This window comes from Nonomuraea sp. MG754425 (assembly GCF_021699195.1).
In the GTDB taxonomy this organism is placed as follows: Bacteria; Actinomycetota; Actinomycetes; order Streptosporangiales; family Streptosporangiaceae; genus Nonomuraea.
Genome location: NZ_SSXE01000312.1, coordinates 1 through 6956, shown reverse-complemented (window position 1 = coordinate 6956; position 6956 = coordinate 1). Strand labels below are relative to the sequence as shown.

Sequence of the window (6956 nt, the reverse complement as noted above, 5' to 3'; positions counted from 1 at the left end):
TCCCCGGCCGCGCCCGCTCGCCCGAGTCGGCCTCGCCCGCCCGCCTGCCCGAGCCGGCCTCGCCTGCCCGAGCCGGCCCCGGCCTCACCCGCCTGTGCCGGCTCCCGGCACGCGGACCCCGGCGCGCCACACCGCGGAGACCAGCGGCACCCCCGGCCGGTAGGCCAGGTGGACGTGGCTCGGCGCGTCGAGCAGCACCAGGTCCGCGCGGGAGCCGGGGGACAGGCGGCCCACGTCCGCGCGGCGCAGGGCCCTGGCCCCGCCCAGCGTGGCGGCGACCACCGCCTCCTCCGGGGTCATGCCCATCTCCCGCACGGCCAGCGCCACGCAGAACGGCATCGAGCTGGTGAAGCTCGACCCCGGGTTGCAGTCGGTGGACAGCGCCACCGTCACCCCGGCGTCCAGCAGCCGGCGGGCGTCCGGGTACGGGCTGCGCGTGGAGAACTCCGCGCCGGGCAGCAGCGTCGCCACCGTCCGGCCGCTCGCCAGCGCGTCCACGTCGGCGTCGTCGAGATGCGTGCAGTGGTCGGCGGAGGCGGCCCCCAGCTCGACGGCCAGCCGCACGCCCGGCCCCGGGCCGAGCTGGTTGGCGTGCACCCGGGGCGTCAGGCCCGCCCGCACGCCCGCCGCGAGCACCGCGCGCGCCTGGTCGCCGTCGAAGGCACCCCGCTCGCAGAAGACGTCCACCCACCGGGCGTGCGGGGCGCACGCCGTCAGCATGGGGCCGGTCACCAGCGCCACGTACGCGTCCGGGTCGGCGGCGTACTCGGGCGGGGTGACGTGCGCGCCCAGGTAGGTGACCTCGTCGGTGTGGCGGGCCGCGATCCGCAGCGAGCGCTCCTCGTCGGCGACCGTGAGCCCGTAGCCGGACTTGCACTCGATCGTCGTGGTCCCCTGGCGCAGCGCCTCGGCCACGTACCGGGCGACGTTCGCGTCCAGGTCGGCGTCGGAGGCGGCACGGGTGGCGGCCACCGTGGTGCGGATCCCGCCCGCCGAGTACGGCTGCCCCGACATGCGGGCGTCGAACTCCGCGGTGCGGTCCCCGGCGAACACCAGGTGCGCGTGCGAGTCCACGAACCCGGGGATCGCGGCCCGCCCGCCCGCGTCCACGCGCTCGTCGGCGTCCGGGACCCGGGCGGCGGGCCCGGCCCAGGCGACCCGCCCCTCGTCGAGGACGACGGCCGCGCCGGCGATCGTGCCCAGCTCGGGGTCGTTGGTGAGCAGGCTGCCGATGCCGGTGATGGCGACGGACACGGGAGTCCTTCTTTCTGCGAGGTCTTCGCGCGAGATCCCCGGCCGGGGCCTCACGACGCGGTGAGCCGGGCGATCGTGCCGGCGAGCGCCGCGGGCACGTCCGGCACGAGCAGATGCGCGCCGTCGCGGACGATCTGGCGACCGCCCACCACGACGTGCCGCACGTCGGCGGCGGTGGCGGCGAACACCGCGGTCTCCGCGCCGAGCGCGGCGGGCGGCCCGGCCGTGCGCACCGAGTCGAGCGCGACCGTGGTCAGGTCGGCGAGCGCGCCCGCCTCGATGCGGCCCGCCTCCGGCCAGCCCAGCGAGGCGTGCCCGTCGCGGGTCGCGGCGCGCAGCAGCGCGGCGGCGCTCCAGTGGCCGCGCCGCAGGGTGCGCAGCCGCTCGTCCAGCTCCACCGCCCGTGCCTCCTCGAACAGGTCCACCACGGCGTGGCTGTCGCTCCCCAGGCTGATCGGCGAGCCCGCATGCGCCAGGCCGGCCGCCGGGCCGATGCCGTCGGCCAGGTCCCGTTCGGTGGTCGGGCACATGCAGATCGTCGTGGCCGAGCCGCCGAGCAGCGCGATGTCGTCGCCGGTCAGATGGGTGGCGTGCACCGCGGACGTGCGCGGGCCGAGCGCGCCCCGCTCGGCCAGCAGCCGGGTGGGCGTGCACCCGTGGGCGGCCAGGCACGCCTCGTTCTCGGCGGGCTGCTCCGACAGGTGCGCGTGCAACGGCGCGTCCCGCTCGGCCGCCCACCGCGCGACCGGGGCGATCTGGCCGGCCGGCACCGCGCGGACCGAGTGGATCGCCGCCCCGATCCTGGCGTGCTCGCGCTCCTTCAGCGCCGACGCCCGCGCGGCCCAGGCATCGGCGTCGGCGTCGGCGAAGCGGAGCTGGTGCGGCTCCGGCGGCGCGCCGAAGCCCGCGGACAGGTAGCAGGTGTCCAGCAGCGTGATCCTGATCCCGGCCTGGGCCGCCGCCTCGATCAGCGCCTCGCCCATCGCGTTCGGGTCCGCGTACGGCCGGCCGCCCAGCGCGTGGTGCAGGTAGTGGAACTCGCCGACGCAGCTCACCCCGGCCAGCGCCATCTCCGCGTAGACCGCCCTGGCCAGCTCCAGGTAGCTGCCGGGGTCGAGCCGGGCGGCCACGTCGTACATGCTGTCCCGCCAGGTCCAGAACGTGCCGGAGCCGCGCTGCGCGATGCCGCGCAGCGCCCGGTGGAAGGCGTGCGAGTGCGCGTTGGCCAGCCCCGGCAGGGTCAGCCCGCGCAGCGCCCGCGCGCCCGGCGGCGGGACGGCGACCCCCGTGCGGACGGCGGCGATCCGTCCCCCGGCGACCTCGATCACCACCCCGGAGGCGACCGCGCCGCCGGTCCAGGCGTGTTCGGCGTGGTAGACGGCCTCCGGGGACGACGTCACCGGCATGCCAGCCCCTCCAGCACGTCGGCCAGCGCCTCGACCCCGGCGACGCAGTCGTCCTCGCGGGCGTGCTCGGCGGGGGAGTGGGACACGCCCGTCGGATTGCGGACGAACAGCATCGCCGTCGGCACCTTCGCCGCCAGGATCCCCGCGTCGTGCCCGGCCCCCGTCGGCAGCACGGGCACTTCGTACGCCCGGCGCGCCGCCAGCAGCCGGACCAGCTCGTCCCGCAGCGCGGGCGCGAAGTCCACGACCGGGGTGAACGACTCGCGGGTGAGCGCCACCTGCACCCCCTCGGCGGCGGAGTGCTCGCGGGCCGCCCGCTCGATCGCGCCGACCAGCGCGCCGAGCGTGTCCTCGTCGGCGGCGCGCGCGTCCAGCCAGGCCCGCACCAGGCCCGGGACCGCGTTGACGCCGTTCGGCAGCACGCCGAGCTTGCCGAACGTGGCCCGCGCGCCCGCCGCCGCGGCCCGCTCCCGCGCGGCCAGCACGGTGGCGGCGAAGGCGGGCATCGGGTCGTGCCGGTCGCCCATCCGCGTGGTGCCCGCGTGGTTCGCCTCGCCGCGGAAGTCGAAGCGCCAGCGCCCGTGCGGCCAGATCGACGAGGCGACCCCCACCGGGGACGCCGTGTCCTCCAGGTGACGGCCCTGCTCCACGTGCAGTTCGACGAACACCCCGACGCGGGCCAGCCGTTCGTCGTCCGGGCCGATCGCCTCGGCGTCGTGGCCGGCCCGCTCCATCGCCTGCGGCAGCGAGACCCCGTCGGCGTCGCGCAGCGCGGCGGCCCGCTCCGGGGTGAGCACCCCGGCCGCCAGCCGCGAACCGGCGCAGGCCAGCCCGAAGCGGGCGCCCTCCTCGTCGCCGAAGTTCACCACCGCGACCGGCCGGGACGGCCGCGCGCCGCGCGAGCGCAGCTCGTCCAGGGCGGCGAAGGCCGACACGACGCCGAGCGGCCCGTCGAACGCCCCGCCGTCCGGCACCGAGTCGAGGTGCGAGCCGGTCACGACCGCGTCGCCCGCCGCCGGGTCGCCCAGCCAGGCCCACTGGTTGCCGTTGCGGTCCACCTCGCAGGCCAGGCCGCGGGCCGCCGCCTGCGCGCGGAACCAGGCCCGGCACTCGGCGTCGGCCGGGGTCCAGGCGAAGCGCCGGTAGCCGCCCGAGCCCGGATCCCGTCCGAGCGGCAGCAGCTCCGCCCACATCTCCTGGAACGACGACGGCATCAGGACTCCTTCATCGGCACGCGCACCCCGGTACGGAGCGCGACCTCCCCGGCCTGCTCGTACCCCGCGTCCACGTGCCTGATGACCCCCATGCCCGGGTCGTTGGTCAGCACGCGGCGGATCTTCTCCCCGGCCAGCGCCGTGCCGTCGGCCACGGTCACCTGCCCGGCGTGCAGGGAACGGCCGATGCCGACCCCGCCGCCGTGGTGGATCGACACCCACGAGGCCCCCGAGGCCACGTTCACCATCGCGTTCAGCAGCGGCCAGTCGGCGATGGCGTCGGAGCCGTCGAGCATGCCCTCGGTCTCCCGGTACGGCGAGGCCACCGACCCGCAGTCGAGATGGTCGCGGCCGATCACGACCGGGGCGCGCAGCTCGCCGCTCGCCACCATGTCGTTGAACCGCTCCCCGGCGCGGTCGCGCTCGCCGTAGCCGAGCCAGCAGATCCGCGCGGGCAGCCCCTGGAAGCGCACCTTCTCCCCGGCCAGCCGGATCCAGCGGGCCAGCGGCTCATTGCCGGGGAACAGCTCCAGGATCGCGCGGTCGGTGGCGGCGATGTCGGCCGGGTCGCCCGACAGCGCCGCCCACCGGAACGGGCCCTTGCCCTCGCAGAACAGCGGGCGGATGTAGGCCGGGACGAACCCGGGGAAGTCGAAGGCGCGCCGGTAGCCGGCCAGTTTCGCCTCACCCCTGATCGAGTTGCCGTAGTCGAACACCTCCGCCCCGGCGTCCATGAAGCCCACCATCGCCTCGACGTGCCTGGCCATCGAGGCGCGCGCCCGCTCGGTGAAACCGGCCGGGTCCTTGACCCGCTCGGCGGCCATGTCCTCGAACGCCATCCCCAGCGGCAGGTACGCCAGCGGGTCGTGGGCGCTGGTCTGGTCCGTCACGACGTCGATCGGCGCGCCCCCGGCGAGCATGCGCGGCAGCACGTCGGCGGCGTTGCCGAGCAGCCCGATCGACAGCGGCCGGCGCGCGTCCCTGGCCTCGGCGGCCAGCCGCAGCGCCTCCTCCAGGTCGCCGGCCTCCACGTCGAGGTAGCCGTGTTCGAGGCGGCGGCGGATGCGCGACGGGTCGCACTCGACGCAGATCGCGACGCCGCCGTTCATGGTGACGGCCAGCGGCTGGGCGCCGCCCATCCCGCCGAGCCCGGCGGTGAGCGTGATCGTCCCGGCCAGCGAGCCGCCGAACCTCTTGGCCGCGACCGCGGCGAACGTCTCGTACGTGCCCTGGAGGATGCCCTGCGTGCCGATGTAGATCCACGAACCGGCCGTCATCTGGCCGTACATGGTGAGCCCGGCCGCCTCCAGCCGCCGGAACTCCTCCCAGGTGGCCCAGTCGCCGACCAGGTTGGAGTTGGCGATCAGCACGCGCGGGGCCCACTCGTGGGTGGTCATGACGCCGACCGGCCGGCCCGACTGGACCAGCATCGTCTCGTCGGCCTTGAGCGTGCGCAGCGTCCGCTCGATCGCGTCGAAGGAGCGCCAGTCGCGGGCGGCGCGTCCCGTGCCGCCGTAGACCACGAGCTCGTCGGGGTGCTCGGCCACCTCGGGGTCGAGGTTGTTCTGCAACATCCGCAACGCGGCCTCCTGCTGCCAGCCCAGAGCTGTCAGCTCGGTGCCGCGGGCGGCCCGGACCGGGCGTGCGCCTTCCATGGTGGTTCCTTTCGTCAGCGGGCCGGTGCCGGCTCGGTGGACGGGTAGATCATCTCGGCGGGCGGGTTCGACGTGCGACGGGCCCACGGATAGTAGAGCGCGGCGGTCGCCAGCAGGCCGACGATCCAGGAGATGTCCGCGCCGCCGAGCAGTTCCGTGACCGGCCCGGTGTAGAGCTGCTGCGCCAGGAACGGGATCTGGATCAGCACGCCGAAGGCGTAACTGGCCAGGGCGGCCACGTTCCAGCGGCCGTAGCGGCCCGCCGGGTCGTACAGGGCGGGGATGTCCACCCGCTCCTTGGAGACCAGGTAGTAGTCGGTGAGGTTGATGGCGCTCCACGGCGTGAACACCATCAGCAGCACCAGCACGAAGTTCTTGAAGCTGGTCAGGAAGTCGGCGCTGGCCAGCAGCGCCACCGCGATCGACACGGCCGTGAAGCCGGCGATGTAGAGCGCGCGGGCCACCGGCGAGATCCGCGAGCGGCCGTCGAACGCCGTCACCGTCGTCAGCAGGCACATGAAGCCGCCGTAGGCGTTGAGCGTGTTGACGGTCAGCTTGCCGACCACGATCACGGCGTAGATCAGCACCGCGACGATCGCGGGCCCGGCCAGCTCGCCGACGAACCCGACCTGGTCGCCGACGAACACCTCCCCGGAGACGGCCGCGATCAGCGCGCCCAGCGTCATCGCCCACTGCGAGCCGATCACGCTGCCCGCGAACGTGCTCCAGAACGTGGCGCGCTCGGGGGTCCGGCGAGGCAGGTAGCGCGAGTAGTCGGCGACGTACGGGCCGAACGTGAGCTGCCAGGCCGCGCCGAGCCCCACGGCCAGCAGGAACGTCGGGGCCTCAAACGGCTTGACGCCGACGACCGCCCCCACGTCGTAGGTGCTGAACACGGCGATCAGCAGGTAGCCGAGCCCGAGCACGCCGACCACGGTGGCGATCCTGCCGACGGTGTGGATGAGCCGGTAACCGGTGACGGCGACGATCACCGTCAGCAGGCCGAAGAGCAGGATGCCGGCGCCGGCGGGGATGTGCAGGATCCGGCCGAGCGCCTGCCCGGCCAGCACGCTGCCGGTCGCGGCGAAGCCCAGGTACATCAGCACGACGAGGACGAGCGGCACGACCGCGCCGTGCACGCCGAACTGTGCCCGGCTGGAGATCATCTGGGGCAGGCCGAGCCGCGGCCCCTGGGCCGAGTGCAGCGCCATCACGACGCCGCCCAGGACGTTGCCGATCAGCAGGGCGATGATCGCCCACAGGGCGTCGGCCCCGAACACGACGGCCAGCGCGCCGTCCACGATGGCCGTGATCTGCATGTTGGCCCCGAACCAGAGGGTGAACTGGCTGCGTGGCGTGCCGTGCCGTTCGGCGTCGGGGATCACGTCGATCGTGCGGCGCTCCACCGTGGGGGCGGGGGGTGGGTC

General features: G+C 75.3%; 5 protein-coding genes. All 5 read right to left on the bottom strand.

Annotated features, from left to right (window positions below; all coding sequences use genetic code 11):
- Nucleotides 1-84: 84 nt before the first annotated feature.
- Entirely contained in the window at nt 85-1254 is a 1170-nt protein-coding gene (gene hutI, locus FAF44_RS51115) for an imidazolonepropionase (RefSeq protein ID WP_237110748.1), read from the bottom strand.
- Nucleotides 1255-1304: 50 nt separating this feature from the next.
- A complete protein-coding gene (locus tag FAF44_RS51110; RefSeq protein ID WP_237110747.1) occupies nt 1305-2660 on the bottom strand; it encodes a formimidoylglutamate deiminase in 1356 nt (451 codons plus the stop codon).
- On the bottom strand, nt 2651-3874 hold the full coding sequence (locus FAF44_RS51105; protein ID WP_237110746.1) for an allantoate amidohydrolase: 1224 nt from the start codon (nt 3872-3874) through the stop codon (nt 2651-2653). Before FAF44_RS51105 ends, FAF44_RS51110 begins: the two co-directional genes overlap by 10 nt.
- Nucleotides 3874-5529: a urocanate hydratase gene (hutU, locus tag FAF44_RS51100; protein WP_237110745.1), complete on the bottom strand. Its 1656-nt coding sequence runs from the start codon at nt 5527-5529 to the stop codon at nt 3874-3876. Before hutU ends, FAF44_RS51105 begins: the two co-directional genes overlap by 1 nt.
- A gap of 14 nt (nt 5530-5543) precedes the next feature.
- Nucleotides 5544-6956: cytosine permease (locus FAF44_RS51095; protein WP_272896182.1), on the bottom strand; the 1413-nt coding region annotated here is incomplete at its 5' end.

What these genes read in the sequence shown, in the direction of transcription:
- hutU (WP_237110745.1), bottom strand. Translation starts at nt 5,529, where the DNA reads ATGGAAGGCGCACGCCCGGTCCGGGCCGCCCGCGGCACCGAGCTGACA.
- FAF44_RS51110 (WP_237110747.1), bottom strand. Translation starts at nt 2,660, where the DNA reads ATGCCGGTGACGTCGTCCCCGGAGGCCGTCTACCACGCCGAACACGCC.
- FAF44_RS51105 (WP_237110746.1), bottom strand. Translation starts at nt 3,874, where the DNA reads ATGCCGTCGTCGTTCCAGGAGATGTGGGCGGAGCTGCTGCCGCTCGGA.